Genomic DNA, 26419 nt, shown 5'->3' with positions numbered 1-26419 from the left:
CCCTGGAGGGCCGGAACGCGGAGAAGCGGTGGGGGAGCCCCCCACCGCTTCCGGCGTTCCCGCCGCCCGCGTCACGCCGCCGGGGCCGCCTGCGGGTCGGGCTCCGCGGCTCGTCGGCGGTCCCGCATCAGGACCAGGGCGAGGCCGGCCGCGGCCAGGACGCCCGCCGCCGCCGCGGTGAAGGTGGCCGACATGGCGGAGGTGAAGGCGTCGCGGGCGGCCCCGGCCAGCGCCGGGTCGGCCAAGGCGGCGGCCACGGAGTGCCGGGCGGCCTCGGGGGTGTCGGCGGGCATCTCCGCGGAGTGGACGGTGGTGAGCAGGGCCCCGAGGACGGCCACGCCGAGGGCGGCGCCGGCCTGCTGGACGGTGTCGTTGAGTGCGGAGCCGACGCCGGCGTGCTCCTCGGGGACGGCGCCCATCAGGGCCGCGGTGGCGGCGGGCATCGCCAGCCCGCTGCCGATGCCCATCACCGTCATGGCGACGCCGAGCGGGGTGAAGCCGTCGCCGGCCTCCAGCGTGGCGAGGATCGCGAAGCCGGCGGCGATCACGGCGAGGCCCACGGCGGTCATGATCCGGTTGCCGATCCGGTTGCCGAGGGTGGCGCCGAGGCCGTTGAAGAGCAGGGTGGCCACGGCGAGCGGAGTGAAGGCGAGGCCGGTCTCCGTGGGGCTGTAGCCGGCGACGAACTGGAGGTACTGGGTCAGCACCAGCATCAGGCCTCCGTTGGCGAAGGTCAGCAGCACCAGCGAGAAGCAGGCCCCGCTGAACATCCGGTCGCGGAAGAGGGCCATCGGGACCATCGGGTGCTCGGTACGGACCTCGTGGACGACGAAGGCGGTGAGGGCGCCGACCGCGAGGGTGAGACCGACCAGCGTCGAGGGGGCGGTGAGGCCGTCCTCCGGGAGGGCGATGATCGTCCGGATCAGGGCGGTCATACCGGTGACGGACAGGACCATGCCCGCGAAGTCGGGCTTGCGCCACGGGCCCTTGGACTCCGGCATCAGGATCAGCGCGGCGACGATGGCGAGCAGCGCGATCGGCACGTTCATCAAGAAGACGGCGCCCCACCAGAAGTGGGCGATCAGGATCCCGCCGACCGCCGGGCCGCCGACGAGGCCGACCACGGCGGCCGCGCCCCAGACGGAGATGGCCTTGCGGCGTTCCTCCTCGTCGAAGACGGTGATCAGGATCGAGAGGGTGCTCGGCATCACGAGGGCGCCGCCGATGCCCATGACCACGCGTCCCGCGATGAGTTGGGCGGGGGATTCGGCGTAGGCGGCGAGCAGGGAGGCGATCCCGAAGAGCGCGAGGCCGATGATCATCACCCGCCGGCGGCCGAACCGGTCGGAGAGGCTGCCGGCGGTGAGCAGGAGACCGGCGAACACCAGGATGTACGACTCGATGATCCACTGGATGGCGCCGGCGCCGGCGCCGAGGTCCTCGGCGATCGGCGGGATCGACACGGTGAGCACCATGTTGTCGACGACCAGCACGAGCGTGCTGAGGCAGAGCACGATCAGGACGAGCCAGCGGCGCGGGTCGCGCTCCGCCCCCTTGGCCTCCGTGCCGGCCGTGTCGATGTCCCTCGCGATACCGCCCATGATGACGACCTCTCCCCTTGCGCCGCTTGATGCGTACACCGTTCGCACGGTGTCGGTGTGAACAACGTACGCCTATGCGTACGGTGTTCGCAACCGGCAGGGCGAAAGCCCGCCGCCTCCCGGGTCGGCGGGCTCGCCGCAGGCGCAGGGGCCGCTACCCGCAGCGCAGCGCCGCGTACAGGTCGAGCTTGTGGTCCAGGCGGGACAGGTCCCGGCCGGTCAACACCTCCACCCGCTCGATCCGGTAGTGCACGGTGTTCACGTGCAGGTGCAGGGCCTCCGCCGTACGGGCCCACGAGCAGTTGTTGGCCAGGAAGACCTCCAGCGTCTCCCGCAGCATCCCGTCGCCCAGCGCGCCCAGCGTCCGCGCCCCGAACACCCCGCGCACCTCCGGCGGTACCCCGGACAGCAGTTCCGTCAGGGTGTCCAGCTGCTCGATACCGCGTACCGGACCCTCCCCGTCGGCCGCCGTGAGGGCGAAGCGGGCCTGGGTCAGCGAGGAGCGGAGCTGCTCGGGGCCCGCCGCCCGGGCGCCCGCGCCGAGACGCAGGTCCGCGTCGGGGCTGCCGCACGCCTGGAGCAGCGGCCACAGGGTGCGCAGCGCGGCCACGTGGTCGACGGCCGCGCGCGCCTCCTCGGACAGCACCGCGACCGGGCCGCCCGCCGCCCACGGGACGCCCTCCAGGTGCTCCAGCGCCTCGGCCAGCGCCTCCCCCGAGGTGGCGACGAGCACCCGGTACGGGCCGGTGGGCGGGAGTCCGGCGGCGGACAACGCCTCTTCCAACGCGGCCGGTTCGGCCTCCCCCGACAGCACCCGCACCAGCTCGCGGCCGGCCGAACGGCCGGCGACCCCGGCGCGGGTGAGTCCGTCCCGGTACTGGGCGATGACCTCGGCGATCTCGTGGAGCACCCGGGGCGGGGCGGCGTCCGCGTCGGGCACGTGCAACTGCCAGGCGTCGTACGGGGAACTCTCGGCCTCGATCCGGAGCGAGAGCCCGCCGCGCGCGGCGGCAGCCCGCCGGGCCGACATCGGCGGCGCGGACGGCGTACGGGCCACCGTGCGACCGCTCGCGGTCAGCAGGTAGCACGCCACCCTGCCCAGGTGGGCGCAGGCCCGGTCGAGGAGTTCGGCGGGACCCGCGCCGCCCTCCAGCAACCGGCTGAGCTCGGCGCGCACGTTCTCGGGGAGGGCGAATATCCGGTTGGGGCGGCGACTGAGGTCGCCCCACTGGCGGAGGTACACCGCCTCGGTGACCGCCCGGAAGCTGGTCCTGGCCGGGACGGCGACGATCGGTACCCGGTGCGCCCGGCAGGACGCCACCAGCTCGTCGGGGACCCGCCCGTGGGTCTCCTCGCCCGCGAACAGGGCGGTGGCCCCCGCCCGGGCGAGCGCGGAGACGAAGTGGTCCGCCTTGACCAGGTCGCCCTCCGCCCACCACACCAGTCCGCTCAGCACGAGCTCCCCCGGGCCCAGGAACCGGCCCGGGTCCTCCAGGTCGGTGGCGGTGACCCCACTGACCTCCTGGCCGAGAAGGGACGCCTCGCCCCAGAGCAGGGTGAGGCCGAGATCGTCGGACTGAAGCAGGTCGAGGACGTGCATGGCAGGGACTCCTTGCGGTGGGGTGAGCCACATTCGCCAGGTGAATACGAGGATTCCCATCGTAAATGCAAGGGCAATGGGCGCCTAAGGTTCCTGGTTGATCCTCCAGGAGGGACCCCCTGAACCCCGTGCGTTTCCGTGGCCGGGACCAGTCGTTTCGCCCTCACCCCGTTGCTTCACTGGCTGGAAGACGTGCCGGACGACATGCCGGACGACATGAACGGCGCGCGGCGCAGAGAGGCTGGTGGCGCGAAATGGACCTCAACACGGTGCTCGACGTGCGCGACGCGCGACGCCGGGAGCCCTGGCGCCCCGGTGACGCCTGGCTCGGCGGCGGGACGTACCTCTTCTCCGAACCGCAGCCGCACATCCGTCGCCTCGTCGACCTCTCGCGCATGGGCTGGCCGCCGCTGTCCTGGCAGCCGGACGGCTCCCTCGACATCTCCGCCACCTGCACGATCACCGAGCTGTCCCGCTTCGGCCGGACCCTGCCGGCCACCGCCGCCCCGCTGATCGAGCAGTGCTGCCGGGCCTTCCTGGCGAGCTTCAAGATCTGGAACATGGCCACCGTCGGCGGGAACCTCTGCAACGGCCTCCCGGCCGGGCCGATCATCTCCCTGAGCGCGGGACTCGACGCCACCGTCCTGCTCCGGGGCCAGGACGGCGCCACCCGCCGGATGGCCGTCACGGAGTTCATCCGGGGCGCCGGCGTGAAGGACCTGCGCGACGGGGAGCTGCTGCGCTCCGTCCGCGTCCCGGCCCGCGTCCTGGACTCCCGTACGGCCTTCCGGCAGGCCTCCCTCTACGGGCTCGGCCGCTCCGGCGCCCTCGTGATCGGCGTCTCGGACCCGCAGGACGGTTCCCTGGCCGTGACCGTGTCCGCCGCCACCACCCGCCCCTTCCGCTTCTGGTTCGCGCTGCCGCCCACGGCGGCCGAACTGCGGGCGGTCATCGACGACGCCGTCCGTCCCGAGGAGTGGTTCGACGACATCCACGGACTGCCCGACTGGCGGCGGCACATGGCGCTGCGCCTGGCGGAGGAGATCCGCCGCGAACTCACGGCCGAGGAGGTTTCCCGATGAGCTACGGGATCGAGATCAACGAGCAGCGCTTCGAGGAGGAGCCCCGCTCCGGCCAGTGCCTGCGCACCTACCTGCGCGAGCGCGGCTGGTTCGGCGTGAAGAAGGGCTGCGACCAGGGCGACTGCGGGGCCTGCACCGTCCACGTCGACGGGCAGCCGGTGCACAGCTGCCTCTACCCGGCGGTCCGCGCCGAGGGCCGCTCCGTCACCACCGTCGAGGGCCTCGCCAAGCCCGGCGGCGAACTCCACCCGGCGCAGCGGCAGTTCCTCGACGCCCAGGGTTTCCAGTGCGGCTTCTGCACCGCCGGGTTCCTGATGACCACGGCGGCCCTCCAGGCCGAGGAGGGCACCGCCCACGACGACGGCAAGCTCCAGGACCTGCCGCGCGCCTTCAAGGGCAACATCTGCCGCTGCACCGGCTACCGGGCCATCGAGGACGCCGTCCGCGGGGTGAAGCACACCGAGACCCCGGAGGCCGGCCAGGCCGTCGGCAAGTCGCTGGGCGCCCCGGCGGGTCCGCTCGTCGTCACCGGCAGCGCCCGCTACACCTTCGACGTGGAGGTGCCCGGCCTGCTCCACATGAAGCTGCTGCGCTCCCCGCACCCGCACGCCCGCATCGTCGACATCGACACCCGCGACGCCCTCCAGGTCCCCGGTGTCCACGCGGTCCTCACCCACCACGACTCCCCCGACCGGCTGTACTCGTCCGCCCGCCACGAGCACCCGACCGAGGACCCGATGGACACGCGCGTCCTGGACGACGTGGTGCGCTTCGTCGGCCAGCGCGTCGCCGCCGTCGTCGCCGACAGCGAGCAGGCCGCCGAGGAGGGCTGCCGCCGCGTGGTGGTCACGTACGAGGAACTCCCGTACGTCATCGACCCGGAGGAGGCGATGCTGCCGGGCGCGCCCGTGCTGCACCCCAAGGGCCCCGAGTCGGGGATCTTCCGCGCCGAGAACAACGTGTGCGGCGAGGTCCACAACACGCTCGGCGACATGGAGCGGGGCTACGCCGAGGCGGACGTCGTCCTGGAGGAGACCTTCCGCACGCAGCGCGTGCAGCACGCCAGCCTGGAGACCCACGGCAGCGTCGCGTACTTCGAACCCAAGGAGGACGGCGACGGCGAGCGCATCACCGTCCGCTCCTCCACCCAGGCGCCGTTCCTGACCCGGCGGGCGCTGTGCGCCCTCTACGACCTCGGTGAGGACGAGGTCCGCGTCGTCGCGGGCCGCGTGGGCGGCGGGTTCGGTGGCAAGCAGGAGATGCTGACCGAGGACATCGTGGTCCTCGCCGCCCTGAAGCTGCGCCGCCCGGTGAAACTCGAATTCACCCGGGCCGAGCAGTTCTACGGTGCCACCACCCGCCACCCCTTCAAGATCACCATCAAGATCGGCGCCAGGGCCGACGGCACCCTCACCGCGCTGCGCATCCGCGTCGTCTCCAACACCGGCGCCTACGGCAACCACGGCCCGGCCGTCATGTTCCACAGCGTCGGCGAGTCCTTCGCCGTCTACAAGGCGCCGAACAAGGAGGTGGAGGCGTACTCGGTCTACACCAACACCGTGCCGGCGGGCGCCTTCCGGGGCTACGGCCTCGGCCAGGTCCTCTTCGCCGTCGAATCGGTGATGGACGAGCTCGCGATCAGGCTCGGCATGGACCCGCTGGTCCTGCGCGAGAAGAACGTGATCGGCCCCGGCGACCACATGGTGACCCCGATCGGCCACGAGGAGGACCTGTTCATCGCCTCGTACGGGATGAAGCAGTGCATGGACGTGGTGCGCAAGGCCATCGCCGAGGACCGCAGCCACGAGGACGTCCCCGAGGGCTGGCTCACCGGCCAGGGCACGGCCGTCGCGATGATCGCGACCGGGCCGCCGGGCGGCCACTTCGCCGACGCGCGGATCAGTCTGCTGCGCGACGGAACGTACGACATCGCGGTCGGCACCGCCGAGTTCGGCAACGGCACGACCACCGTCCACAAGCAGATCACCGCCGGCGCGTTGAACACCACGGTGGACCGCATCACCGTCCGCCAGTCCGACACCGATGTCGTCCGCCACGACACCGGCGCGTTCGGCTCGGCCGGCACGGTGGTGGCGGGCAAGGCGGTCATGCTGGCCGCCGACTCCCTCGCGGAGCGCCTGCGGACCTTCGCGGCCCGGCACACGGGCGTGGCCCGGCACCTGTGCGAGCTGGGGGCGGAGGCCTTCGACTGCGCGGGCCGCGTCGTCACCCTGAAGGAGCTGTACGAGGCCGCGTACGTCAAGGGCCGGATGGAGGAGATCGCGGCGGACGGCCACTGGGGCGGCTCCCCCCGCTCGGTGGCCTTCAACGCCCAGTGGTTCCGGCTGGCCGTGGACCCGGACACCGGCGAGATGAGGATCCTGCGCAGCGTGCACGCGGCGGACGCGGGCAAGGTGATGAACCCGATGCAGTGCCGGGGCCAGGTCGAGGGCGGCGTGGCCCAGGCGCTGGGCGCCACCCTCTTCGAGACGGTACGGGTCGACGAGCGCGGGGAGGTCACCACGGCCGCGTTCCGCCGCTACCGACTCCCGCAGTACGCGGACGTCCCGCGCACGGAGGTCCACTTCATGGAGACCTCGGACGCGATCGGACCGCTCGGTGCCAAGTCCATGTCGGAGAGCCCGTTCAACCCGGTGGGCCCGGCGTTCGCGAACGCGCTGCGGGACGCGACCGGCATCCGCTTCACCGAGATGCCGCTGACACGTGATGTGGTCTGGCAGAAAATCAACCGGAAACTGCAAGGCGAAACGCACAAATAATGTCCCTTCTGCGGCTCATACACACCTCCGAACCTTGCAGATGAGGTTCCGTATCGAGCCGTGCAGGGCATCATCCCCGCATGGCCAGACTCATGCTGCACGGAGACCTCGACCATCCGGCGACCCTCACCGTCGCCGACCTGCGGGAATGGCCCAGCCACCGGGCCGAGGTCACCTTCGACTGCGCGACGAACGGCCCGCAGCACCACGTCTTCGAGGGCGTGCTGCTGCGGGACGTGGTCACCCGGGCCTGTCCCGACCTGGACGGCCGACGCCGCAAGGACCGCAGCCGGTTCCTGCTGGCGGTGAGCGGCGGCGACGGGCACCACACGGTGCTGTCCTGGGCGGAGTTGGACGCCGACTTCTGTGGCAGTCCGGTCCTGTTGGCCACCCGCCTCGACGGTGAGGACCTGGACGATGCGGGCTGCCAGCTGGTGGTCCCGTCGGACCGCTGCGGCGCGCGCTACGTCAGCGCGGTGACCCACATCTGGTTCGGCGCCCTGTCGGCGCCGCCTGCGGCCGTGCCGATCGCGTCGGCCCCGGTGGCGGCGGGGGTCTGACGCCGGCCCCGGGCCCCGCACGGCGGCGGGCCGACGCGGACGCGACCGACCCGGGCCGGCTCCGCGCGCGGCCCGTCCGTACGGAACCGGCCCGTCCGTACGGAACCGGCTTTCGGCGAACGGCACTTGGCCCTGAGGTCGACTCGGGGGCGCGTCAGGGGCGGACCGGGGCTTCCCCCGGTGCGGCCGGCCCGGACCCGGCGGCACCGTAGGGGCATGAAGACCACCACCACCGGGCTCGCCCTCGCCGCCGCACTCGCCCTCACGATCACGGGCGCGACCGCCGCCTCGGCGGACCCCGGACCCACCGGCCCCGCCGCCTACGACTTCTCCGATTGCCCCGCCCTCCCCGCCGGGGTCGACGCGGCGCGCTGGAAGTGCGAGTTGCACACCGCCTCCGGGTCGCTGCGCCTCGGCGACCGCGACGTCCCCGCGCTGGCCCCGATGACCCTCACCTTCGCCGAGGGCCCGATGCCCGACGGCAGCAACGGCCAGGCCTGGGGATCCCTGCGCGGCACCCCCTCCGCCGTCCCCGGCGGACTGCTCGGCAACGCCGCCGCCGACCGGTCCCCGCTGCTCGGCCTGTCCCTGGAGCCGGAGTACGGCGGCCGGTCCGACTTCTACTCCGTCGGCGACAGCATGGGCTTCTTCACCCTGCGCTACCGCGCCGTGAGCCCGCTCCTGCCCCGCGGCTGCGTCATCGGCGCCGGCGACACCCCCATCGAGATCCGCCTGAAGCGGGTGGGCGACTCCGAGCGGGTGTCCAAGAACCCTCCGATCATCAAGTACGCCGCGACCGACACCGAGTTCGGCGTACCGGCCGCCACCGGCTGCGGCCCGATGACCCGACTCGTGAACGAGCGTCTCGGCCTCCCGGCGACCACCGGGAACAAGATCACCCTGTCCGGCGAGTACACCTACAAGACGTACGACCAACTCACCGTTCGCTGAGGTGGGACCGGGTTCCGGTCGGCCCGGTCCCGGGTTCGCGGTACGTTTCTTTGCTTCGCGAATACCGGGAGAAAGAACCCTTCCCAACCCCACCAGCCTCCCCCGGCGGCGCCGTCACTCGCACGGGTGAATAAGTCCAACTGGGTTGGATTTCGCACTGGTTGCGGGGCATATGCTCGCCCCGACCACCCGACGAACGAAGACGGCCCCCGCCGGGACTGCCATCCCGGGCGAGGGCCTGACCAAGTAGGAAGTCAACAGCTTCCCCATGGCTCCTCAGCAGGTTATCGCGCCCTCCCCGGCGCCGTACGGCGTTCGCCACTCGAACGTCCGACACACGACCCGGTTCACCGTGATCGGGAACCACCTGATCCAGCACCCGAGGATGACGCTGACCGCCCGCGGCCTCGGCGCGTACATCCAGTCCCTCCCGCCCGGCACCGCCATCGGCATCAAAGACCTGGCCAGGCGGGTCCCGGAGGGTACGACCCGGATCGCGACGGCCCTGCGCGAGCTGGAGGCCCACGGCTACCTGAAGCGGACCGTGGAACAGCTGCCCGACGGGCGGTTCGTCACCCGGACGGTGTCCTACAACCACCCCGCGGCGATGACGCGGCCGGCACCCGTACCGCCACCGGCCCCCGAAGCGGCGTCGGAGCCGGAGCCGGAGCCCGAGCCGGTCCCCGATCCCAAGCAGGAGCCGGAACCCGCGCCGGAACCCGTACGAGAGCCCGGGCCCGAAGCGACGCCCGACCCCGAGCCGCCCTCGCCCCGCCGCCTGATGGCCATGGACCTGCTCGGGAGGTTGCGCCGCGTCGATCACCGGCTGCTCCTCGGGCGGCGCGACATCGAGCGCCTCGCGGAGGCGGTCGAGGTCTGGGTGGAGCGCGGCGGGAGCGCGGACGCGATCACCACCGCGCTGGCGGCCGACCTCCCCGACGTACTGACCAACCCGGCCGGGCTCATCGCCCACCGGCTCAAGGCCCAGGTCCCGCCGTCCCTGGAAGCCGAGTTCAGAAGACCCGCACGCGTCCCGCCGGCGCCCTTCCAGAACTGCACGGACTGCGAACGCGCCTTCCGCAGCCCCGAACCCGGCCGCTGTCGGGACTGCGCGACCTCCCGCCACCGCTCCCACTCGCTGCGGGTGCGCGAAGGGCCCGGCCGGGCCGTGCGGCCGCCGCGTACCGAGGAGGTGGCCCTCCCCGGCGCGCTGCCGGCCGGCCCCTCCGACAGCACCGACGGCGCCGGCTGACCCGGCGGGCGGACCGTGCCGGCCGCTACTCGAACGAGGGCATTTCCCCGACCGTCGTCGTCATGTCGATCACCGCGAACGCCGCGCCCTGAGGGTCCGCGACCGCCGCGAAGCGGCCGAAGGGGCTGTCCATCGGGCCGAAGTGCAGCTTCCCGCCGTGCTTCTTCGTCTTCGCCACCGCCTCGTCGCAGTCCGGCACCGCGAAGTAGACCTGGACGTACGACGGAACCTCGGGCGGGAAGTCGTCGCCCATGGCCATCCGCCCCAGGACCGGGTTGCTCTTGGCGCCCAGGCTGAAGACCTTGAAGTCCATCCCGGCCATCTCCGGATCGTCGCCCGTCTCCATCTGCTCGGCCTCGTAGCCGAACACCTTCGGCAGGAACGCGTCCGGCTTCGCGACGTCCCGGCTGAAGACCTCCGCCCAGGCGTACGAGCCAGCCTCGCCCATCTTCTCGAAGCCCTTGTGCTCGCCGGGCTGCCAGACGCCGAAGACCGCGCCGCCCGGCTCCTTCGCGATCAGCATCGTGCCCTGGGCGCCGACCTGCATGGGCTCCATCAGCAGCTCGCCGCCCGCCGCCTTGATCTTCTCCGCAGTCGCCGCGGCGTCCGGCGAGGCGAAGTACAGACACCACTGCGAGGGCGCGTCGGTTCCCGGCATGGGCGGGACGACGGCCGCGACGGCCTTCCCGTCGGAGTAGGCCTGCGTGTAGTTGCCGTACTCGCTGCTGGACTCGCCGAAGGTCCAGCCGAGCACATCCGCGTAGAACTCCTTGGCGCCCTCCACGTCGGTGAACATCGCGTCCACCCAGCAGGGCGCGCCTTCCTGGAACTCAGCCATGGTCGATCGACTCCCGTGTCGTCGTGTCCGCGTGCGCGTGTGTCGTTCCCACGCTAGGCGGGGGGTCCCGCAACCGCGCGCCGACCGTGCGCGCGGCCCGTGCGCGGGGGAGGCTGGAGCCATGGACATCACCATCCGGCTGGCCCAGCAGCCCGAGGCCGACGCCCTGCTCGGCCGCAGCCCGCTCGCCGCGCTCACCGGCATGCTGCTCGACCAGCAGGTGCCGATGGAGTGGGCGTTCTCCGGGCCCTGGACGATCGCGCAGCGGCTCGGCGCCGACGACCTCGACGCGCACGCCATCGCCGCCCACGACCCCGACGCCTTCGCGGCGCTGCTCTCGCAGAAGCCGGCCGTGCACCGCTACCCGGGGTCGATGGCGAAGCGGATCCAGCAGCTGTGCGCGTACCTGGTCGAGCACTACGACGGGGACGCCGCCGCGGTCTGGGCCGACGCCGCCACGGGCCAGGAGCTGCTGGAGCGGCTCAAGGCGCTGCCGGGCTTCGGGGAGCAGAAGGCGCAGATCTTCCTGGCACTGCTCGGCAAGCGGTACGGGGTGCGCCCCAAGGGCTGGCGGGAAGCCGCGGGCGGCTACGGCCCGGCGAACATCCACCGCTCCGCCGCCGACATCACCGGCCCGGAGTCCCTGGCGAAGGTCCGCGCGTACAAACAGGAGATGAAGGCCGCCGCCAAGGCCAAGGGGCCCGCCTGAGGCGGGGGCCCGTGCGCCGGCCGCGCCATCCGCCGTGCGGCAGCCGACCGGAGCCGGCCGTTCCTGCCCTAGGGTCGGCTTCATGATCGAAAACCTCACCCGCGCCGCGACCGCCGAGAGCATCTCCGACGGGCCCGGCAGCGTCATCACCCTGCTCACCGACACCGACGAGCTCACCTGCAACACCGCCAGCTTCGAGGTCGGGGCGGCCGGCGCGCCCGTGCACTTCCACACGAAGGCGACCGAGTTCTTCCACGTCACCGACGGGCGCCTCGACGTCCTGGTCGGCGACGAGGTCCACACCCTCGGCAAGGGCGACTTCATCAGCGTCCCGCCCGGCGTGAAGCACGCCTTCGCCCCGGCCGCGGGCCACACGGCCGAGGTCTTCGTCGGCTTCACCCCGGGCATGGCGCGCTTCGACTACTACCGGCTCCTCGGCCGCGTCCGCGCCGGCGAGGCGACCGTCCAGGACATCAAGGACAGCTCACCGGTGTACGACAACCACTACGCGGAGAGCGAGGCCTGGGCGGGCCGGCTGCGCAGCGCCGAGGCGTAGACCACGTCGGCGTCCAGGCGCCGCAGTTCCTCCGCGAGCAGCTCCGCCGTGCTGCGGATCTTGAGGGCCACCTTGCGGTCGGGCCAGCCGGGCAGCAGCAGCGTGGCCAGCACCCCGGCGGGTCGGTCCACCCGTATCTCCCCGGCGCTGGTCTCCAGCCGGACGCGGGTGATCACCGGGCCGTCGGTGGCCACCCGGTCCACGCGGACCTCCAACCGGTCCTCCAGCCAGCGCGCCAGCAGCTCGGCGCTCGCGTTGTCCGGCTCGCTCTCGACGGCCGCGCCCGTCACCGGCAGCGGCTTGTGGTCGAAGGCCGCGGCCAGCAGGGAGCGCCACGGCGTCAGCCGGGTCCAGGCCAGGTCGGTGTCGCCGGGGGCGTACGAGGCCGCCCGCTGGTCCAGCACGCCCACCGGGTCGGGCGCCGCCTGCGAGTCGGTTATCCGGCGCTGCGCCAGCGCGCCCAGCTGGTCGCGGGCCGGATCGGCCGGCGCCTCGGACGGCCACCAGGCCACCACCGGCGCGTCGGGCACCAACAGGGGGAGCACGACGGAACCGGCCTGACCGGTGAGCTCGCCGTGCAGGCGCAGCAGCACGATCTCGCCGGAGCCGGCGTCGGTGCCGACGCGCAGCTCGGCGTCGAGCCGGGTCTGGCGCAGCCGCTGGGGACCCCGCGCCGTCCGCTTGATCACCGCGATGATGCGGCACGGATGCTCTCGGGAGGCCTCGGAGGCGGCGCGTACGGCGTCGTAGGCGTTCTCCTCGTCGGTGACCACGACGAGGGTCAGCACCAGCCCCATGGCCGGGCTGCCGACTGCTCGGCGCGCTTCGAGCAAGGCCCGGACGACCTTGCTGGACGTGGTGTCGGTGAGTTCGGTCCGCATACCCCCGAGTCTGTCAGCGCCGGCGGGGCCGGCGGCACCCGGTGCACTTGATTCCGACTGGACCCGCAGGCCCGGAGGTACGCGGTTTCGGCCGACGGCACGTCAGGTCATCTTCTGCGGCGGGCCGTTCCGAAGAGGGAGCGGGAGATCTCCCGGCCCAACGAGGTGCCGACCGAGCGGGCCAACGAGCGGAAGATGCCGCTGCCCACCACCTGCTCGGCCAGCGAGGGATCCGGCTTCGGCGCCCTCCGGGCGGCCTTCTCCGCCTCCTTGGCCTCCTTCTCCGCCTGCTTCTGCGCCTCCGCGGCGGCCGCCGCCGCCTCCGCGGCCGCCTCGGCCGCCGCCTGTTCGGCGCTGATCTTCTCGTACGCCGACTCGCGGTCCACGGCCTCGGCGTAGCGCGAGTACAGCAACGAAGCCTTCACCGCCCGGTCCAGTTCCGCCGCGTCGACGGGCCCCATCAGGGACTGCGGGGCGCGCAGCCGGGTCGCCGCGACCGGCGTCGGGGCGCCCTTCTCGCTGAGCACCGTGATCACCGCCTCGCCCGTACCGAGACCGGTGAGCAACTCCTCCAGGTCGTAAGCGGAATTGGGGAAGGTCTTCACGGTGGCCTTCAGCGCCTTCGCGTCGTCCGGGGTGAAGGCGCGCAGCGCGTGCTGCACCCGGTTACCGAGCTGCGCCAGCACGTCGGCCGGGACGTCCTTCGGGGTCTGGGTCACGAAGAAGACGCCGATTCCCTTGGAACGGATCAGCCGGACCGTCTGGGTGATGGAATCCAGGAAGGCCTTCGAGGCCCCGTTGAAGAGCAGGTGCGCCTCGTCGAAGAAGAAGACCAGCTTGGGCCGTTCCAGATCGCCGACTTCCGGGAGATCGGTGTAGAGATCGGCGAGGAGCCACATCAAAAAAGTGGAGAAGAGTTGCGGTTTGTCCTGAACCGCCGGGAGTTCCAGTACGGAAACCGTTCCACGCCCGTCCGCGGCCGTCCTCAGGAATTCACTCGTGTCGAATTCTGGCTCGCCGAAGAATTCCGACGCGCCCTGCTGCTCGAATGCGGTCAGCGCCCGCAGGATCACCCCGGCGGTCACGGTCGAGAGCCCGCCGATCCCCTTGAGTTCCGCCTTGCCCCGGTCCGAGACGAGGAAGGCGACGACCGCGCGCAGGTCCTTGAGGTCGTACAGCTCCAGGCCCTTGGAGTCGGCGTAGTGGAAGATCAGGCCGAGGGACTGCTCCTGGGTCTGGTTCAGCTGGAGCACCTTCGACAGCAGGACCGGGCCGAACGAGGTCACCGTCGCCCGCAGCGGGATGCCGGGGCCGATCCCGCCCAAGGAGTAGAACTCGCTGGGGCAACCGGTGGCCCGCCATTCCTGGCCGACCTCGGCGGCCCGCTCCCGGACCTTCTCGTTGTCCGCGCCGGGCGCCGAGATCCCCGAGACGTCCCCCTTGATGTCGGCGAGGAAGACGGGAACCCCGTTCGCGGACAACTGCTCGGCGATCAGCTGGAGGGTCTTCGTCTTGCCGGTGCCGGTCGCGCCCGCGACGAGCCCGTGCCGGTTGAGCATCCCCAGCGGGATGCGGATCTGCCGGTCGGGCAGGCAGGCGCCGTCCCAGATCAGGGCTCCCAGATCGAGCGCGGGTCCGGTGAAGGAGTACCCCGCGGCGATCGCTCCGGCCGGGTCCGCGGGGTCCGCGGGAACGGCGGCGTCGGTGCTCTGGCTCATGCATCACTCCCGGAATAGCCCTGTCCGTCACTTTTGCACCCACGGCACGAGGCTGCGCCCGGAGGCACGGGCCCGGTAGGCTTTCCGTGTGATCTTCAAGCGCATCGGAAGCGGGCGGCCGTACCCCGACCACGGCAGGGAAACCACCCGGCAGTGGGCGGACGTAGCCCCCCGCCCGGTCCGACTCGACCAGCTCGTCACGACCAAGGGACAGCTGGACCTCGAAACGCTGCTCGCCGAGGACTCCACCTTCTACGGCGATCTCTTCGCGCACGTCGTGAAGTGGCAGGGCGATCTCTACCTGGAGGACGGGCTGCACCGCGCGGTGCGCGCGGCACTCCAACAGCGACAGGTGCTGCACGCACGCGTCCTGGAAATGGACTGATTGCGCCTTTCGGGTCAGCCTTGCCCGATCAATAGATCATTTAGTAGGCATCGTCACGACGCGGCACTACGCTGCGCCCATGAGCATGCTCACTCCCCCCGGCATGGGCGGAAAGTACCGCGTTACGGGAGCTGCCTACCCCCGCATGAGCCGCCGGCCCCGACGCCGGAAGGTCGTCCTCGCCGTGCTCGGCTCGCTCCTCGCGCTGTCCCTGCTCGGCTACGGGGCGCTCCAGCTCATCGGGGTGTTCCGGGGCGACGGCGGCGGTAAGCGGAATGCGGCGGCGGCCGGCAAGGACTGCCCGACGGCGTCCGCGACGCCCGCCAGGGCCGCGAAACCCGCCTCCGCCCCCCAACCGGGACCCGCCACCTCCGCCTCGCCCGCGGTCGCGCTTCCCCAACCCGGCCAGATCACGGTCAACATCTACAACGCGACCCCGCGCGCGGGCCTCGCCAAGGCGGTCCGCGACGAGCTGGAGAAACGCGGCTTCGTCATCGGCCAGGTCGGCAACGCCCCGCCCACCTTCGACAAGAAGGTCCCGGGCGTGGGGATACTGCTCGGCGCTCCCACGACCGACAAGGCGGCCTACGCCGTCCTCGGCACCCAGGTCGACGGGCTCACCCAGCAGAACGACACGCGCGAGGGCGCGGACATCGACCTGATCCTCGGCGACGCCTTCAAGGAACTGAAGCCCAAGGAGGAGGCGGACCGGGCCGTGGCACTCCTCGCCAACCCCGCGCCCGCACCCGCCGGAAAGTGCTGATCCCGGTCCGGTCCGGTCCCCCGGACCGGACCGGGACCGGTCACGGCTGACGCCCCTCGGGGCCCACCGACCCACCCACTCCGCAGAGCCGGCGTGTCCGCTGCGGCTCTACTCCGCAGACCCGGCGTGTCTGTCGCGGATCTACTCCGCAGACCCGTACATGCGGTCGCCCGCGTCGCCCAGGCCCGGCACGATGTAGCCGTGCTCGTTGAGGCGCTCGTCCACGGCGGCCGTCACGACCGTCACCGGCGTGCCCGCCAGTTCGCGTTCCATGACCTCGACGCCCTCGGGCGCGGCCAGCAGCACCACGGCGGTCACGTCGTCGGCGCCGCGCTTGATGAGTTCCTGGATCGCCGCGACCAGCGTGCCGCCGGTGGCCAGCATCGGGTCGACCACGTACACCTGCCGGCCCGAGAGGTCCTCCGGCATGCGCGTCGCGTACGTGGAGGCCTCCAGGGTCTCCTCGTTGCGGACCATGCCCAGGAAGCCCACCTCGGCGGTCGGCAGCAGCCGCACCATGCCGTCCAGCATGCCGAGACCGGCGCGCAGGATCGGTACGACCAGCGGGCGGGGGTGCGACAGCTTCACGCCGGTCGTGGGGCCGACCGGGGTCTCGATGTCGGCCTGCTCGGTGCGCACGTCGCGGGTGGCCTCGTACGCGAGGAGGGTCACCAACTCGTCGGCGAGGCGCCGGAAGGTGGGGGAGTCGGTGCGCTTGTCGCGCAGCGTGGTGAGTTTGTGCGCCACCAAGGGGTGATCGACTACCTGCAAACGCACAACATCCTCCAAGACTCAGCCGGGTTTCGACCTACGACCTGCGACCCTGCTACCTGCGACAACGGCCGCTGTTCGCGACCCACACCCAAAAGGCTACGCGGTGCGACGACCGCCCGGTGTCCACGGCGGCGACGGCCCCCCTCCGGGCGCGGAGATGCGGCCCGCCCCGATGCCCAGCACCCTTGACGGGTGAGCAACGCAATGGTGATCGCGGCGGTCGACGGATCCGAACACAGCCTCCGGGCGCTGGAGTGGGCCCGGACGGCCGCCCTGCGCCACGACGCCGCCCTGATGGTCGCCCACGTGCTGCCCGACGCCTCCCAGTTGTACGCGGGCCGGCGCTCCGCGCTGCGCCATCCGAACGAACCCGAGCAGTACCCCGATCCGATCGGCGACCACATCCGCCGCGTGCTGGAAGCCTCCCCCGAGCAGCCCCGCGAGGTCCGCTACGAGCCCCTGGAGGGCTCCGTGGCCGAGGCCCTGCGGGTGATCGCCGACGAGAACCGGCCGCTGATGCTCGTCATGGGTTCCCGGGGGCGCGGCGGGTTCGCCACGCTGCTGCTCGGCTCGAACAGCCGCGCCGTCTCCACCACCGCGACCTGCCCCGTGGTCGTGGTCCCGCACGCCGACCGCGACGCGGTCGCCGCCGCCTCCGAGCCCTCGGCCGGCCGGGTGGTCCTCGGGCTGCACGCCGCCGAGACCCCCGAGGACGTACTGACCTTCGCGTTCGCGGAAGCCGCCGCGCGGGGGACCACCGTCCAGGTGGTCTCGGCGTACGACCTGCCGCCCTCGCCGACGCTGCTGATCGACAGCCCCTTCGCGGTGGTCCCGCCCGAGGCGCTCGCCGACGAGGGGGACGCCGTGCCCGCCGAACGGGAGATGCTGCGGTCGCAGACGCGCAGGCTGGAACCGATGCGGGCCCGCTGGCCCGACGTGCCCGTGGAGCAGGCCTCCGTGCCCGGGGACCCGGCCGGGCGCCTGGTGACGGCCTCCCGGTCGGCGGCGCTGGTCGTGGTCGGGCGCCACCATCCGCGCCGCCGGTCCCTGCTGATGGGCTCGGTGGCCAATGCCGTGCTCCAGCACGCGCACGGCCCGGTGGCCGTCGTACCCGACCTCACCGACGACGCGGACGGCGCGAAGGGCTGAGCCCCGCCCAAGCAGCCGGAAGCCGTCCCTCCGCCGGGGCCCTGACCTGGAGCGATTTGGGAAGGACTGGCATCAATCGCGCCACCCGGGGGAAGGTGGGAGCCGGGGGGTCTGCTTCGCGCCGGCGGAGGAGGACGACCGGACCGGGGTGGTTGCCGATGCCCGAGACGCAGTCGAGCCGAGCCAGTGACCAGAGCGACGGGAGCGATACCGGTAGCGAGCCGCCCGAGACGCCCGAGAGCGCGGCAGCGCGCCGGGCCCGGCGGGCGCAGTTCCTCCGCGACCTGAACGAGGCCCGCGAACTGCGCGACCGCGTACAGCCCCGGCGCGCCCGCGCGGCCCGCATGCGTCAGCAAATGCGGATGCGTACGTTCCGTTGGTGAGCGGCGGTGCCACCGGCGTGGCGGCGGGCGCCGCGACACGGCCGCCGCGCGGAAGACCTCTCGCAAAGCCGCTGTTTCTGCCACGATGCCGATTGGGCGGGGTACGGATTGGCATGCGTCACGGCTGATCCCACCCCATCCTCCGGCCGGGGGGACCTCCAACCGGCACGCCTATGACCAGTGGGAGAGTCACGGTGTATTTCGCCGCACTGCTCGCGCGCACCGAAGACGGGTGGGAAGCGAGCGACCTGGAACTCGACGACGTCGAGTCCCTCAGTGATCTGATCGATCTCGCCCGTTCCGCCGCTGTCGACGACGACACGGTGGTCGCCCTCATCGAGCAGGAGGACGCCTGGTTCGGCGTCGTCCGCGTGGACGGCGAGGAGGACCCCCGGTACTACGTATCGAACGCCTCCGCAGCCGACCGCAGCTCCTACGGATCGATGCTGACCAAAGAGCTGCTGGGCAGCGACGAGGAGGACGACGAACTCGACGAACTGGACCTGGACGGGACCGAGGACGGCGAGGACGAACCGGTCGCCTCGTTCACGGACGAGGGCGACGACGCGGAGGACAGGGTGGTGACGGGCTCCGAGCCCGTCCCGGCCGGTCCGCTCGGCGACCCCCGGCTGCTGGACGACCTCGGAGTCAGCAACAAGCAACTGATGACCCTCGACGGGGACGCCCTCTCGGAGATCGCCGACTCGCTCGGCGCCACCGAGGTCCTGGAGGCCGTCCGCTAGTGAGCACCGCGCACGACACCACGTACGGACCCGATCCCGTACGGGACCCCTGGCGGGACTCCATGCGCCTGGCGCTGGAGGAGGCGGCCCTCGCGGTGCCGGCCGGCGACGTGCCGGTCGGTGCCGTCCTGCTCGGCCCGGCCGGGGAACTCCTCGCCGTCGGGCACAACGAGCGCGAGGCCACCGGCGACCCCACGGCGCACGCCGAGGTACTGGCGCTGCGCCGGGCGGCCGCCCGGCTCGGGGAGTGGCGGCTCACGGGGTGCACCCTCGTGGTGACCCTGGAGCCGTGCGTGATGTGCGCGGGCGCACTCGTGCAGTCCCGCGTGGCCCGGGTGGTCTTCGGGGCGGGGGACGAGAAGGCGGGCGCGGCGGGGTCCCTCTGGGACCTCGTCCGGGACCGCCGGCTCAACCACCGCCCGGAGGTGATCCGCGGGGTGCTCGAAGCCGAGTGCGCGCGGCAACTGACGGACTTCTTCCGCGACCTGTGAGACGGGCTCCGGCGGCCCCGGTGGGCCGTTGGAGGGGTCTGCGGATACGGATTTCGGCTCAGCGTGCTCTTTGGGCTAAGCTCTCTCTCGGTAGCGTGTCCGAGCGGCCGAAGGAGCACGCCTCGAAAGCGTGTGATGGTGCAAGCTATCCGTGGGTTCAAATCCCACCGCTACCGCTCCGATCGAAAGCCCCGCCCCGCAAGGGTCGGGGCTTTCGGCGTTCCCGGGGTGAGGCCGGGAGCCCTGCGGGGCGGGGTCCCGGGGGCCCTCCGGGGGACATCCGCGTGACCGGCCGGCCCCTCGGCCGTTGTCACGGCATGACCAAGACCCAGCGCATGCTCGCCGCCATCGCCCTCGCGGGGGCCGCCGCGGGCCTCGCCGCACCCGCGGCCACCGCGGCACCCATCGCCCCGCTCACCCTCCCGGACCTGCCGACGGCCGGCCCGGGCATGCCGCAGGGCGCGCAGCCGCGTTCCGTCCAGGAGATCGGCGGGAAGGTCAGCGAGGGCGCCAACCAGCTCAACCAGCTGATGGAGCTGCCGAACCAGCTCGCCCCCGTCATCGCCCCCGTCCAGCCCATCACCGACCTGGCCGGCGGCCTGGAGTAACCCCGGAAGCCCCCGGACACGCGCAGAAGGCCCCGACCGGAGTCGGGACCTTCTGCGCGATGGACGGGGGAAGTGGCATCGGGGGGACAAGCCACTTCCCCCGGTGAGGACGGAACCCGCCAGTCCGAGCCGCAGTCAGGGGGGAAGCTTGCGGCTCGGACCCCGCAGTGAGGCCCTGTCCCTCACCCACCGATTTCCTGCCAGAACCGGTGGGCTCGTGTTCAATCCTGCGCCTTCCACGACCGGAAACAGTCCGGCAAAGGGCCCGTACGGCCGGGTCATTGGTCCTTAAAGGGCAGGTGAGTGTCCGAACCCGACCGGTTAGACTCACCCGACTTTGCAGGACCGGTTGGGGAGGCCGTCACCGCTCATGGACACCAAGAAGATCATCATGGGCGCGCTCGTCGTCTTCGTGCTCTACGTGATCATCACCCAGCCGGTCAAAGCCGCAGATTTCGTCCAAATAGGCTTCCAGGGAATCTCGGATGCCGCCTCCGGCATCGGCGAGTTCATGACCGAACTGGTGAGCTGAGCCCGTACGCTGAAGCGGTTTCCGGACTTCCCGGCCCCCCACTCCGACGGGTGGGGGGTCTTTTGCATTCCCGTGAATCCAAGGGATTGTCCCTATATGCCCAACTTGCCCTCAACACGGCTATATACGGTGCTTGCGTATAGTGCACATCTCTTGTGATGCTATGACCGCTTTTGACGGATGAGTTGACTGAAGGGGTGGCGTGACCGTGCCGGCCAGTACTGCGCCTCAGGTGCCACCCCAGCAGGACGTCCAGGAAGAGCCTCCGGCCGCCCCGCGGCCGCAGAGCCGGGGCGCCGACACCCGGGCCCTCACCCAGGTGCTCTTCGGGCAGCTGAAGGGCCTGCAGCCGGGCACCGGCGAACACCGCCGGGTGCGCGCGGCCCTGATCGAGGCGAACCTCCCCCTCGTCCGGTACGCGGCGGCCCGCTTCCGCAGCCGCAACGAGCCGATGGAGGACGTCGTCCAGGTCGGCACGATCGGGCTCATCAACGCGATCGACCGCTTCGACCCGGAGCGCGGGGTGCAGTTCCCGACCTTCGCCATGCCGACCGTGGTGGGCGAGATCAAACGGTACTTCCGCGACAACGTCCGCACCGTCCACGTCCCGCGCCGGCTCCACGAGCTGTGGGTGCAGGTCAACGCCGCCACCGAGGACCTCACCACCCTCCACGGCCGCACCCCGACCACGCCCGAGATCGCCGAGCGGCTGCGGATCGGCGAGGACGAGGTGCTCTCCTGCATCGAGGCCGGCCGGAGCTACCACGCGACCTCCCTGGAGGCCGCCCAGGAGGGCGACGGCATGCCCGGCCTGCTGGACCGGCTCGGCTACGAGGACCCGGAACTCGCCGGGGTCGAGCACCGCGACCTCGTCCGCCACCTGCTCGTCCAGTTGCCCGAACGCGAGCAACGGATCCTGCTCCTGCGGTACTACAACAATCTGACCCAGTCGCAGATCAGCGCCGAGCTCGGCGTCTCGCAGATGCACGTGTCCCGGCTGCTCGCGCGGAGCTTCGCCCGACTGAGATCCGCAAACAGGATCGAGGCTTAACCGGATCGGGTGGAGGCATTCCCGCGTTTCCCTACAGAACCGGCTCATTCCGGTCGGTCCGCGCTCTGTCGCTGGAGATACTTGTCGACATGACGCTACAGCGTGTTGCCGACATGTGACATTCTGCTGGAACCGCGTTTGCCGCAGCCCCGCCTCCGGTATTCAGGTGGAGGCTGCGTTCCTCCGACGGGCGCGCAGAACACGCGACCGTCCGCGACCTCAAGGGGGTGGCATGTCCGTAGACCAGGGCAGCTCCAAAGTGCTCACGCTCGTCAAGCGTGAGCAGCCGGCAGTGTCCGACCGCTCGGAAGCCATCGACACCCGCACCCTCTCCCGCTCCCTCTTCCGGCGACTTGCCGCCCTGGACGCGGACAGCCCCGAACGGACCTATGTACGCGACACCCTGATCGAGCTGAACCTCCCGCTCGTGCGCTACGCGGCGGCCCGCTTCCGCAGCCGCAACGAGCCGATGGAGGACATCGTCCAGGTCGGCACGATCGGCCTGATCAAGGCGATCGACCGCTTCGACTGCGAACGCGGGGTCGAGTTCCCGACGTTCGCGATGCCGACCGTCGTGGGCGAGATCAAGCGGTTCTTCCGGGACACGTCCTGGTCGGTCCGCGTCCCGCGCCGGCTCCAGGAACTGCGGCTCGCGCTGACCAAGGCCAGCGACGAGCTCGCCCAGAAGCTCGACCGGTCGCCGACCGTTCCCGAGCTCGCGGCCGTGCTCGGGGTCACCGAGGAGGAGGTCGTCGACGGTCTGGCCGTCGGCAACGCCTACACCGCCTCCTCGCTCGACTCGCCCTCCCCGGAGGACGAGGGCGGCGAGGGCTCCCTCGCCGACCGGCTGGGGTACGAGGACACCGCGCTGGAGGGTGTCGAGTACCGCGAGTCCCTGAAGCCGCTGCTGGCCAAACTCCCGCCCCGGGAACGGCAGATCATCATGCTGCGGTTCTTCGCGAACATGACCCAGTCGCAGATCGGCGAGGAGGTCGGCATCTCCCAGATGCACGTCTCCCGGCTGCTGACGCGCACGCTCGCGCAGCTCCGCGTGGGCCTGATCGGCGAGTAGGGGGCCCGGCCCTCCCGAGTGGGGGGCCGAACCTCCGGCGCGGGGTTCCTATTTGACGTGCCGTCAGGAAAACTGGCGCGATGCGAACGGGATCCCGCGCGGCGCTCGCCCTCACCCTGTGCTGTACGGCCGCCGCCGCCCTCACCGGTTGCGGCGGCCCGGCACGGGACGGCTACCTCGCCGTGGGCGCGGCCGCCCCCGGGCCCGAGAGGGGCGCGGGGGAGAACGTCGCGCCCCGCGCCGGGGTGGAGTTCCAGCCGCTCGCGGCGCCACCGCCGGACGCCCCGGCGGCGTCCTCCGCCTCGGCGTCCGTCCCCGTGACGGGCAGCCCCTCCGACGACGGTCCTACGACGCCCGGCGCCCCGGGGTCACAGCCCCCCGCGAGCTCCGGCGAGGGCGGAGGGACGGCCACCGCCCCGGGCGGCTCCGCGCCGGCCCCCGGCACCCCGCCGGACCAGGGCCGACCCGCCACGCCCGGCGGCACCCCGCCCGGGCGGCCGGGGACGACACCGGGCACGCCCCCGGGTACGCCCGGCACCCCCACGCCGCCGGCGCCGAAGCCCGGCACCGGCACGCCCGCGCCACCACCGCCGCCCCCGCCCGCCACCGCCGCGAAGCTGTCGCTGAGCGCGCCGACCCGCGCGGCGGCGTCCGAGCGGCGGTGCGAGCGCGTCACGGTCACGTTCACCAACACCGGCGGCACGGCGGCCCGTTCGGGCACGGTCGGCTTCGAGACCCACATCATCGGCGCGCTCGGCGTCGACTGGGCCACGATCCACACCTCCCAGCCGCTGCCGGGCCCCATCGCGGCGGGCGCCGCGCGGACGCAGACGTACACGGTGTGCGTGGAGGCCTGGCGGGTCCCGCTGGGCATGCGGGTGGAGACCCGTAGGGTCACCGCGTCCTGGAGCTAGCGCGGAGCCACGGGGCGGATCGGATCAGCCGTCCGGATCGGCGGGGTCCGGCCTTCGGGGTCAGCGCAGGACCAGCCAGAGGGCGGCGCCGATCGCCAGGAGCAGGGCGAGGGCCAGGGCCAGGGCCAGGGCGAGCTTGACCCCGTTCCCCTTGTCGGCGTCCTTCCGGCGTCGTCGGGCGCCCGGGACGGACGGGGTGCGGGCCGGTGCGGCCTCGTCGACGAACGCGCGGAACATCTGCGTACTGCCCGCCGGGTCGTAGCCGGCCTCGGGCTCGGGAGAGTCATGGTTCGCAGCCATGGCCCAGGACCCTAGCGGGTTTTCCGCCGCCGGCGGGTTTTCCGATTCCTTTACCGCCGGACCCCCCGGATTCATTTGCCTGTAGCAACCATCCGCTTCTATGGTTGCCCTAAGCAACAAGATGGGGGATGTCCGGTGACCACGCCGACCACACGGAGCGGTACCCGCTACGAGGAGCTGGCCCGCCAGCTCACCGGCATCGGAGCGGTCAAACGCGACCTGGCCCGGATCCTGCCCCACGACTGCCCGTCCGGCTCCGCCGCCGTCCTGACCGTGCTCGACCGGCACGGGGAGATGCGGCTGAGCCGACTGTCCGAGTTCATGGCCGTCGACATCTCGGTGACCAGCCGCCACGTGGCCCACGTGGCCCAGCGCGGCTGGATCGAGCGGGAGACCGACCCGGTCGACGGCCGCTGCCGGATCCTGCGCCTGACCCCGGCGGGGCGCGCGCTGCTCGACGAGCTCGGCGCGCGCTACACCGGGGCGCTGGAAACGGCCCTGGCCGACTGGTCGGCCGCGGACATCGACGTACTCAACACCCTGCTGGCCCGACTCCGATCGAGCTTCTAGTACTAAGGAAACGCATGGCTACGACCACACCCAACGGTGTGCGGGAAGGCGGCCGGTCGGAGACCACGTCCGACAGCGCGCCGATGACCCACCCGCAGATCATGAAGGCACTGTCCGGGCTGATGCTCGGCATGTTCGTGGCGATCCTGTCCTCCACGATCGTCTCCAACGCGCTGCCCGAGATCATCAGCGACCTCGGCGGCACCCAGTCCTCCTACACCTGGGTCGTGACCGCGGCCCTGCTGTCGATGACGGCGGCCACCCCGCTCTGGGGCAAGCTGTCCGACCTCTTCAGCAAGAAGCTGCTCGTCCAGATATCCCTCGTCATCTACGTCCTGGGCTCCGTCGTCGCCGGCCTCTCCCAGAACACCGGGATGCTCATCGCCTGCCGCGTGGTCCAGGGCATCGGCGTCGGCGGTCTCTCCGCCCTCGCCCAGATCGTGATGGCCGCGATGATCTCCCCGCGCGAGCGCGGCCGCTACAGCGGCTACCTCGGCGCCGTCTTCGCCGTCGCCACCGTCGGCGGCCCGCTCCTCGGCGGCGTCATCACCGACACCGCGTGGCTGGGCTGGCGCTGGTGCTTCTACGTCGGCGTGCCCTTCGCGATCATCGCGCTGATCGTGCTCCAGCGGACCCTGCACCTCCCGGTCGTGCGCCGCGACGTCAAGGTCGACTGGCTGGGCGCCTTCCTGATCAGCGGCTCGGTCTCGCTGCTGCTCATCTGGGTCACCCAGGCCGGTGACTCCTACGCCTGGATCTCCTGGCAGACCTGGGCGATGACCGGCGGCGCCGTGGCGCTCGGTCTGCTCTTCGTGCTCGTCGAGTCCCGTGCGAGCGACCCGATCATCCCGCTGCGGCTGTTCCGCAACAAGACCATCACCCTGGCCTCGGCGGCCTCCCTGTTCGTCGGCATCGCGATGTTCTCCGGCACGGTCTTCTTCAGCCAGTACTTCCAGCTGGCCCGCAACGAGTCCCCCACCATGTCCGGCGTGCTGACCATCCCGATGATCGCCGGCCTGTTCGTCTCCTCCACCGTCTCCGGCCAGGTCATCACCAAGACCGGTCGCTGGAAGGCGTGGCTCGTCTCGGGCGCCGTCCTGCTCACCGTCGGCCTCGGCCTGCTGGGCAGCCTGCGCTACGACACCCCGTACTGGCACATCGCCGTCTACATGGCGCTGACCGGCCTCGGTCTCGGCATGATGATGCAGAACCTGGTCCTCGCGACGCAGAACCAGGTGGCGCCCGAGGACCTCGGCGCGGCCAGCTCCGTCGTCACCTTCTTCCGCTCGCTCGGCGGCGCCATCGGCGTCTCGGCGCTCGGCGCGGTCATGGCCACCCGGGTCACCCACTACGTCCAGGACGGCCTCACCGCCCTCGGCCCGAAGGCCGCGGCCATGGGACACGGCGGCACCGGCGGGGGCGGCATCCCCGACCTCGACAAGCTGCCCGCGCCGTTCCGGACCGTCATCGAGGCCGCGTACGGCCACGGGGTCGGCGACGTCTTCCTCTACGCCGCCCCGTTCGCGCTGCTCTCCCTGGTGCTGGTGCTGTTCATCAAGGAGGTCGCGCTCAAGTCGAAGCCGGCCGCGCACGCCCCGGCGGCCGAAGGCTCCACGGCCTCGGCTCCGGCCGGCACCCCGGCCCCGGTACCGGCTCAGGTCGGTACCCGGAGCGAGGCCGGCGAGCGGACGACCGGGTCCTAGACCCGGGATCCGCCGGAGGTGGTGGGGCCGGCCCCGGCCCGGATGCCCGCGATCAGGACGTCGAGCGCCAAGTCGAAGTCCGCGTCGGGGGCCCGGCGGGCGAACCCGCCGCAGCCGTTCGGCCCGCTGCCGGTCAGGAACTGGGAAACGGCCAGGTGGGCGCCGGTACGTCCGGCGCCCACCAGTCCCGCTTCGTCCAGCAACCGGCGCAGCGCCGCGTCGAAGGCCCGCGCGTGCGGGCCGATGTTCGGATGGACGACGCTGAGCGGAGCCGGCCACGCGTGCTCCGCCAGCAGCCGGCGGTAACCGCGGGCCGGCTCCCGCAGCCGTTCCGGCCAGGAGCCGCACGGCGGCCGCGGTGATCCGGTCCCGGTCGAGACCCGAGGGGGCCTCGCTCCGGCGTCTGGTGGGGGCGACGGGCCTGACGGTCCGCCACACACTGGTCCCGGCCCC

28 protein-coding genes and 1 tRNA gene are annotated in these 26419 nt (G+C 72.0%); 21 read left to right on the top strand and 8 right to left on the bottom strand.

The window, feature by feature from the left end; genetic code table 11:
- Positions 1–71: 71 nt before the first annotated feature.
- Together ACFY0I_RS07875 and ACFY0I_RS07870 are read right to left on the bottom strand one after the other, a co-directional pair.
- On the bottom strand, positions 72–1601 hold the full coding sequence (locus ACFY0I_RS07875) for an MFS transporter (RefSeq protein ID WP_388891648.1): 1530 nt from the start codon (positions 1599–1601) through the stop codon (positions 72–74).
- A 154-nt stretch (positions 1602–1755) separates the two neighbouring features.
- Positions 1756–3201 (bottom strand): PucR family transcriptional regulator, encoded by a 1446-nt coding sequence (locus ACFY0I_RS07870; protein ID WP_388891645.1) that lies wholly within the window; start codon positions 3199–3201, stop codon positions 1756–1758.
- 254 nt (positions 3202–3455) lie between these two features.
- On the opposite strand from ACFY0I_RS07870, the gene ACFY0I_RS07865 reads away from it, so the two are divergent.
- From ACFY0I_RS07865 to ACFY0I_RS07845, 5 genes are all read left to right on the top strand, one after another.
- Positions 3456–4283: an FAD binding domain-containing protein gene (locus tag ACFY0I_RS07865; RefSeq protein WP_388891642.1), complete on the top strand. Its 828-nt coding sequence runs from the start codon at positions 3456–3458 to the stop codon at positions 4281–4283.
- Entirely contained in the window at positions 4280–7063 is a 2784-nt protein-coding gene (locus tag ACFY0I_RS07860; RefSeq protein ID WP_388891639.1) for a molybdopterin-dependent oxidoreductase, read from the top strand. Before ACFY0I_RS07865 ends, ACFY0I_RS07860 begins: the two co-directional genes overlap by 4 nt.
- Positions 7064–7143: 80 nt before the next feature.
- Positions 7144–7623: a molybdopterin-dependent oxidoreductase gene (locus ACFY0I_RS07855; RefSeq protein WP_388891636.1), complete on the top strand. Its 480-nt coding sequence runs from the start codon at positions 7144–7146 to the stop codon at positions 7621–7623.
- Positions 7624–7839: 216 nt separating this feature from the next.
- A complete protein-coding gene (locus ACFY0I_RS07850) occupies positions 7840–8574 on the top strand; it encodes a hypothetical protein (RefSeq protein WP_388891633.1) in 735 nt (244 codons plus the stop codon).
- A gap of 268 nt (positions 8575–8842) precedes the next feature.
- Positions 8843–9826 carry a helix-turn-helix domain-containing protein gene (locus ACFY0I_RS07845; protein WP_388891630.1) on the top strand — a complete coding sequence of 328 codons (984 nt, stop codon included), beginning with the start codon at positions 8843–8845 and terminating at the stop codon, positions 9824–9826.
- A gap of 25 nt (positions 9827–9851) precedes the next feature.
- Here ACFY0I_RS07845 and ACFY0I_RS07840 read toward each other — a convergent pair whose 3' ends face one another.
- Positions 9852–10664: a VOC family protein gene (locus ACFY0I_RS07840; protein ID WP_388891627.1), complete on the bottom strand. Its 813-nt coding sequence runs from the start codon at positions 10662–10664 to the stop codon at positions 9852–9854.
- Between the two features lie 121 nt (positions 10665–10785).
- Between ACFY0I_RS07840 and ACFY0I_RS07835 the strand changes: the two genes are divergently transcribed.
- Both ACFY0I_RS07835 and ACFY0I_RS07830 read left to right on the top strand, forming a co-directional pair.
- Positions 10786–11373, top strand: coding sequence for an HhH-GPD-type base excision DNA repair protein (locus ACFY0I_RS07835; RefSeq protein WP_388891624.1), 588 nt, complete (start codon positions 10786–10788; stop codon positions 11371–11373).
- An 82-nt stretch (positions 11374–11455) separates the two neighbouring features.
- Entirely contained in the window at positions 11456–11929 is a 474-nt protein-coding gene (locus tag ACFY0I_RS07830; RefSeq protein WP_388891620.1) for a cupin domain-containing protein, read from the top strand.
- On the opposite strand, the gene opcA is transcribed toward ACFY0I_RS07830, so the two are convergent.
- Both opcA and ACFY0I_RS07820 read right to left on the bottom strand, forming a co-directional pair.
- Positions 11878–12810, bottom strand: coding sequence for a glucose-6-phosphate dehydrogenase assembly protein OpcA (gene opcA, locus ACFY0I_RS07825; RefSeq protein WP_388891618.1), 933 nt, complete (start codon positions 12808–12810; stop codon positions 11878–11880). The two genes, ACFY0I_RS07830 and opcA, sit on opposite strands and share 52 nt — an antisense overlap.
- Positions 12811–12917: 107 nt before the next feature.
- Positions 12918–14528, bottom strand: a complete 1611-nt coding sequence (locus ACFY0I_RS07820; protein WP_388891615.1) for a helicase HerA-like domain-containing protein — start codon at positions 14526–14528, stop codon at positions 12918–12920.
- Between the two features lie 88 nt (positions 14529–14616).
- On the opposite strand from ACFY0I_RS07820, the gene ACFY0I_RS07815 reads away from it, so the two are divergent.
- The gene (locus ACFY0I_RS07815) at positions 14617–14913 is read left to right on the top strand and encodes a type II toxin-antitoxin system VapB family antitoxin (protein WP_008740979.1); all 297 of its coding nucleotides are present in this window, start codon (positions 14617–14619) and stop codon (positions 14911–14913) included.
- A 79-nt stretch (positions 14914–14992) separates the two neighbouring features.
- Positions 14993–15676 carry a LytR C-terminal domain-containing protein gene (locus ACFY0I_RS07810; protein ID WP_388891612.1) on the top strand — a complete coding sequence of 228 codons (684 nt, stop codon included), beginning with the start codon at positions 14993–14995 and terminating at the stop codon, positions 15674–15676.
- Positions 15677–15817: 141 nt separating this feature from the next.
- Here ACFY0I_RS07810 and upp read toward each other — a convergent pair whose 3' ends face one another.
- Positions 15818–16453 (bottom strand): uracil phosphoribosyltransferase, encoded by a 636-nt coding sequence (upp, locus tag ACFY0I_RS07805; protein ID WP_214353071.1) that lies wholly within the window; start codon positions 16451–16453, stop codon positions 15818–15820.
- 189 nt (positions 16454–16642) lie between these two features.
- Between upp and ACFY0I_RS07800 the strand changes: the two genes are divergently transcribed.
- The 10 genes from ACFY0I_RS07800 (at position 16643) to ACFY0I_RS07755 (ending at position 23393) form a co-directional block, all read left to right on the top strand.
- A complete protein-coding gene (locus ACFY0I_RS07800; RefSeq protein WP_388891609.1) occupies positions 16643–17599 on the top strand; it encodes a universal stress protein in 957 nt (318 codons plus the stop codon).
- A 158-nt stretch (positions 17600–17757) separates the two neighbouring features.
- A complete protein-coding gene (locus tag ACFY0I_RS07795) occupies positions 17758–17982 on the top strand; it encodes a hypothetical protein (protein ID WP_388891606.1) in 225 nt (74 codons plus the stop codon).
- A gap of 194 nt (positions 17983–18176) precedes the next feature.
- Positions 18177–18725 carry a hypothetical protein gene (locus ACFY0I_RS07790; protein ID WP_388891604.1) on the top strand — a complete coding sequence of 183 codons (549 nt, stop codon included), beginning with the start codon at positions 18177–18179 and terminating at the stop codon, positions 18723–18725.
- Positions 18726–18787: 62 nt separating this feature from the next.
- Positions 18788–19216, top strand: coding sequence for a tRNA adenosine(34) deaminase TadA (gene tadA, locus ACFY0I_RS07785; protein ID WP_383987626.1), 429 nt, complete (start codon positions 18788–18790; stop codon positions 19214–19216).
- Between the two features lie 89 nt (positions 19217–19305).
- Positions 19306–19392, top strand: a tRNA-Ser gene (locus tag ACFY0I_RS07780).
- A 141-nt stretch (positions 19393–19533) separates the two neighbouring features.
- A complete protein-coding gene (locus ACFY0I_RS07775; RefSeq protein ID WP_388891601.1) occupies positions 19534–19824 on the top strand; it encodes a hypothetical protein in 291 nt (96 codons plus the stop codon).
- A gap of 370 nt (positions 19825–20194) precedes the next feature.
- Positions 20195–20356 carry a hypothetical protein gene (locus tag ACFY0I_RS07770; protein WP_362875018.1) on the top strand — a complete coding sequence of 54 codons (162 nt, stop codon included), beginning with the start codon at positions 20195–20197 and terminating at the stop codon, positions 20354–20356.
- Positions 20357–20564: 208 nt separating this feature from the next.
- Entirely contained in the window at positions 20565–21407 is an 843-nt protein-coding gene (locus tag ACFY0I_RS07765) for an RNA polymerase sigma factor SigF (protein ID WP_362875019.1), read from the top strand.
- Between the two features lie 232 nt (positions 21408–21639).
- On the top strand, positions 21640–22479 hold the full coding sequence (locus ACFY0I_RS07760; protein WP_281209802.1) for an RNA polymerase sigma factor SigF: 840 nt from the start codon (positions 21640–21642) through the stop codon (positions 22477–22479).
- Positions 22480–22559: 80 nt separating this feature from the next.
- On the top strand, positions 22560–23393 hold the full coding sequence (locus ACFY0I_RS07755; protein ID WP_388891597.1) for a hypothetical protein: 834 nt from the start codon (positions 22560–22562) through the stop codon (positions 23391–23393).
- A 60-nt stretch (positions 23394–23453) separates the two neighbouring features.
- On the opposite strand, the gene ACFY0I_RS07750 is transcribed toward ACFY0I_RS07755, so the two are convergent.
- Positions 23454–23693: a hypothetical protein gene (locus ACFY0I_RS07750; RefSeq protein ID WP_388891594.1), complete on the bottom strand. Its 240-nt coding sequence runs from the start codon at positions 23691–23693 to the stop codon at positions 23454–23456.
- Between the two features lie 135 nt (positions 23694–23828).
- Here ACFY0I_RS07750 and ACFY0I_RS07745 point away from each other — a divergent pair, with 135 nt between their 5' ends.
- Positions 23829–24263: a MarR family winged helix-turn-helix transcriptional regulator gene (locus ACFY0I_RS07745; RefSeq protein WP_388891591.1), complete on the top strand. Its 435-nt coding sequence runs from the start codon at positions 23829–23831 to the stop codon at positions 24261–24263.
- A 14-nt stretch (positions 24264–24277) separates the two neighbouring features.
- Positions 24278–25966 carry an MDR family MFS transporter gene (locus ACFY0I_RS07740; RefSeq protein ID WP_388891588.1) on the top strand — a complete coding sequence of 563 codons (1689 nt, stop codon included), beginning with the start codon at positions 24278–24280 and terminating at the stop codon, positions 25964–25966.
- On the opposite strand, the gene ACFY0I_RS07735 is transcribed toward ACFY0I_RS07740, so the two are convergent.
- Complete coding sequence (locus tag ACFY0I_RS07735; RefSeq protein WP_388891585.1) at positions 25963–26406, bottom strand: TetR/AcrR family transcriptional regulator C-terminal domain-containing protein; 444 nt, start codon at positions 26404–26406, stop codon at positions 25963–25965. The two genes, ACFY0I_RS07740 and ACFY0I_RS07735, sit on opposite strands and share 4 nt — an antisense overlap.
- Positions 26407–26419 lie beyond the last annotated feature (13 nt).

It is taken from the genome of Streptomyces sp. NPDC001568 (assembly GCF_042893755.1).
In the GTDB taxonomy this organism is placed as follows: domain Bacteria; phylum Actinomycetota; class Actinomycetes; order Streptomycetales; family Streptomycetaceae; genus Streptomyces.
Note: the sequence above shows the minus strand (reverse complement) of the source record. Positions and strands in the feature narration are given on the sequence as shown.

Excerpts from the sequence above, each read along its gene's own strand:
- ACFY0I_RS07795 (WP_388891606.1), top strand. The coding sequence starts at position 17,758 with ATGCCCGAGACGCAGTCGAGCCGAGCCAGTGACCAGAGCGACGGGAGC.
- ACFY0I_RS07820 (WP_388891615.1), bottom strand. The coding sequence starts at position 14,528 with ATGAGCCAGAGCACCGACGCCGCCGTTCCCGCGGACCCCGCGGACCCG.
- ACFY0I_RS07850 (WP_388891633.1), top strand. The coding sequence starts at position 7,840 with ATGAAGACCACCACCACCGGGCTCGCCCTCGCCGCCGCACTCGCCCTC.
- ACFY0I_RS07760 (WP_281209802.1), top strand. The coding sequence starts at position 21,640 with ATGTCCGTAGACCAGGGCAGCTCCAAAGTGCTCACGCTCGTCAAGCGT.
- ACFY0I_RS07775 (WP_388891601.1), top strand. The coding sequence starts at position 19,534 with ATGACCAAGACCCAGCGCATGCTCGCCGCCATCGCCCTCGCGGGGGCC.
- ACFY0I_RS07840 (WP_388891627.1), bottom strand. The coding sequence starts at position 10,664 with ATGGCTGAGTTCCAGGAAGGCGCGCCCTGCTGGGTGGACGCGATGTTC.
- ACFY0I_RS07740 (WP_388891588.1), top strand. The coding sequence starts at position 24,278 with ATGGCTACGACCACACCCAACGGTGTGCGGGAAGGCGGCCGGTCGGAG.
- ACFY0I_RS07860 (WP_388891639.1), top strand. The coding sequence starts at position 4,280 with ATGAGCTACGGGATCGAGATCAACGAGCAGCGCTTCGAGGAGGAGCCC.
- opcA (WP_388891618.1), bottom strand. The coding sequence starts at position 12,810 with ATGCGGACCGAACTCACCGACACCACGTCCAGCAAGGTCGTCCGGGCC.
- ACFY0I_RS07810 (WP_388891612.1), top strand. The coding sequence starts at position 14,993 with ATGAGCATGCTCACTCCCCCCGGCATGGGCGGAAAGTACCGCGTTACG.
- ACFY0I_RS07870 (WP_388891645.1), bottom strand. The coding sequence starts at position 3,201 with ATGCACGTCCTCGACCTGCTTCAGTCCGACGATCTCGGCCTCACCCTG.
- ACFY0I_RS07770 (WP_362875018.1), top strand. The coding sequence starts at position 20,195 with ATGGACACCAAGAAGATCATCATGGGCGCGCTCGTCGTCTTCGTGCTC.
- ACFY0I_RS07845 (WP_388891630.1), top strand. The coding sequence starts at position 8,843 with ATGGCTCCTCAGCAGGTTATCGCGCCCTCCCCGGCGCCGTACGGCGTT.
- ACFY0I_RS07835 (WP_388891624.1), top strand. The coding sequence starts at position 10,786 with ATGGACATCACCATCCGGCTGGCCCAGCAGCCCGAGGCCGACGCCCTG.
- ACFY0I_RS07855 (WP_388891636.1), top strand. The coding sequence starts at position 7,144 with ATGGCCAGACTCATGCTGCACGGAGACCTCGACCATCCGGCGACCCTC.
- ACFY0I_RS07755 (WP_388891597.1), top strand. The coding sequence starts at position 22,560 with ATGCGAACGGGATCCCGCGCGGCGCTCGCCCTCACCCTGTGCTGTACG.
- ACFY0I_RS07750 (WP_388891594.1), bottom strand. The coding sequence starts at position 23,693 with ATGGCTGCGAACCATGACTCTCCCGAGCCCGAGGCCGGCTACGACCCG.
- ACFY0I_RS07865 (WP_388891642.1), top strand. The coding sequence starts at position 3,456 with ATGGACCTCAACACGGTGCTCGACGTGCGCGACGCGCGACGCCGGGAG.
- tadA (WP_383987626.1), top strand. The coding sequence starts at position 18,788 with ATGCGCCTGGCGCTGGAGGAGGCGGCCCTCGCGGTGCCGGCCGGCGAC.
- ACFY0I_RS07830 (WP_388891620.1), top strand. The coding sequence starts at position 11,456 with ATGATCGAAAACCTCACCCGCGCCGCGACCGCCGAGAGCATCTCCGAC.
- ACFY0I_RS07875 (WP_388891648.1), bottom strand. The coding sequence starts at position 1,601 with ATGGGCGGTATCGCGAGGGACATCGACACGGCCGGCACGGAGGCCAAG.